This window comes from Mesorhizobium wenxiniae (assembly GCF_002284535.1).
GTDB lineage: Bacteria > Pseudomonadota > Alphaproteobacteria > Rhizobiales > Rhizobiaceae > Mesorhizobium > Mesorhizobium wenxiniae.
On the sequence record NZ_NPKH01000003.1, the window covers coordinates 1 to 2,175 of the forward strand.

Here is a 2,175-nt window from a genome sequence, read left to right on the forward strand (position 1 = left end):
CACGCGCAGCAATATCGTTGCTGCACTGCACAATAACAAGGGAGCTGGGGGAGATGGAGTCCGGCCGACCCTCTGGGCCGGCCGGGAATAGACGTCTTCAGCCTCGACTAGCTGTGAGGTAGAAGTGCGTCTTCTAGCAAGACTTGTCGGCATTGGCCCGCGGCAGCACGCGCCGCTGCGCATGCAGGCACAGGCACCCGCCGGCTGGAGATCAGCTACCTTTACTCTGGGTCGTATTCGGGGGCACCTCGTCGAGCAGGGTCGTTTCATCCGAGCCGTGCGTCGGCTCAACTGGGGGTATTTCACCATTCGGGGTCAACTGATTGACCGCTTCAGGCAGATCTCGCGTGATCCTGGCAATGAGCTCCTCTCGCGAAAGACCGGTCTGCATAGAAAGAGACGTGAGCGTATCCTCGTCTATGGCCATCTCCACCTCGCGTGGCTCGATTGGCTGGTTCGGCCCAGTGCTCACCCAAGAGTCTACCTTCGATCCCGAGCCCACATTTCTAAATCGTTCGAGGATGTCGCCGAGAGCAGTGCCCGACACACCTTTGGACAGTTGATCGACGATTCCACCTTGCGGATTGTTCGGATCGCGCTCTCGTGCGCGACGGATCATGTCTCCGATCTTGTCGCGGTTCTGGTAAGCTAGAACCCCAAGCATCGCGATCGCCAATTTTCCCAGATTTGCCATTGGTTCCTCCTTGTTCAGATGGAGAAGGGCTCGGCCTCGCAAAAGTTCCGCGAACGAGGATCTAATATTGTGCAGGACGCACGCTGCAATTTGCGGTTTCCGGCTATCGCTTTGAAAGGACTTGGCTTTCGCCGTCGATTGAGCAAATTGCAAAAGGTGGTTTGCAGTTTGCACACCACTTGGGAACAGCAACATGCCGACCGCAATCGCCTGTTATCGGGTTTCCACACAGCGGCAAGAACGCTCGGGCTTGGGCATTGAGGCCCAGCGTGCCGCAGTCGCCCGCTTTGCCAAGGCCGGGGGAATAATCATCCTCCAAGAGTTCACCGAGATCGAAACCGGAAAGGGCGCGGATGCTCGGAACGGACCAAGGCCGCCCTCGCCCCTGGCAAGACCACTGGAATGAACTCGGTAATCCGACCAACACAGCGGAAGCTGCAGCGAGAGGTCGAAAGATCTCGATCCGGGAGGCTGACAGATTTGCCCAGACCGTGCTGCCATCATCGCACCCATTCGGAACGGTTGGCCGTGTCGGGGGTTACCTCAGACCAAATGAGAGGAGACCCCCACAATGGACCACACCGATCACGTACGGCTTACGAATGCTGAACTGCGCGCTGACGTTGTTGAAGGCGCGACCATCTACGGTCGCGATGACGAGGAAATCAGTTCGATAGATCACGTCCATGGAACCGGAGACCAGGCCCAGGTCGTGTTCAATGTTGGCGGGTTCCTCGGCATTGGCTCGAAGCGCGTGGCGCTGTATGCGAGTCAGCTCGATTTCATGCGGGACGAAGAAGGCACCGTGCATGCCGTCACGCAGATGACCACCGACCAATTGAAGGAGCTACCTGAGCATCACGATAGCTGATCTGTCTTGGCCCGGCACTGCCGGGCCTTTTCACACAAGCACCAACGTGAAGGTCGAGCCGTCCAGCATCAATTCAGTAAGCGCCCAGACCAGCGCATCGGCACGATCAGGCTACCCCTCGCTGACATAGCCCTCCGGTGCGATCAAACACATCTGATTTTCCAATTCTGGTATGGACCTGACGTGCGAGACGCGGCCTTTCTTGCCGCGGCTGGCCGTCACTTCCTCGCAAGGAGCGGTCGGCTCGATGGTTTTGATGACGTGCTCGACCATGACGCCGCCGAAATTGCGCTCTGCCACGATCCTGTCGGCCTTCACCTTGTCCGGCGTCTGCGACCAGCCGCCATGATGTGCATCGACAGCTCGGCGCCCCCAGCCGTCAGGAGATAGCATGTATATCCGGTCAGCAAGAACGTAAGCGCGACCGTCGATACCCTTGCCGGCCACGATGATGCCAATCTCGTCACCATCATCGCTTTGCCCCTTGGTGCCTGGAGGGTCGACGGCGACCACGACACGCTGCAGATCGGGCTGGCGGCAATGTTAATTTCTTCGCCCTCGGCGGAGGGTGCTTCGGCGGATAGCCAGCCCGGCGGACCCGCTCGCTCCC

3 protein-coding genes are annotated in these 2,175 nt (G+C 59.0%); 1 reads left to right on the plus strand and 2 read right to left on the minus strand.

Annotated features, from left to right (window positions below):
* Nucleotides 1–211 precede the first annotated feature (211 nt).
* The gene (locus CIT31_RS01520; RefSeq protein WP_095517178.1) at nt 212–694 is read right to left on the minus strand and encodes a YidB family protein; all 483 of its coding nucleotides are present in this window, start codon (nt 692–694) and stop codon (nt 212–214) included.
* A 571-nt stretch (nt 695–1,265) separates the two neighbouring features.
* Here CIT31_RS01520 and CIT31_RS01530 point away from each other — a divergent pair.
* Nucleotides 1,266–1,565, plus strand: coding sequence for a PRC-barrel domain-containing protein (locus CIT31_RS01530; RefSeq protein ID WP_095517176.1), 300 nt, complete (start codon nt 1,266–1,268; stop codon nt 1,563–1,565).
* Nucleotides 1,566–1,676: 111 nt separating this feature from the next.
* Here CIT31_RS01530 and CIT31_RS01535 read toward each other — a convergent pair whose 3' ends face one another.
* Nucleotides 1,677–2,078, minus strand: coding sequence for a hypothetical protein (locus CIT31_RS01535; protein ID WP_095517177.1), 402 nt, complete (start codon nt 2,076–2,078; stop codon nt 1,677–1,679).
* Nucleotides 2,079–2,175: the final 97 nt, after the last annotated feature.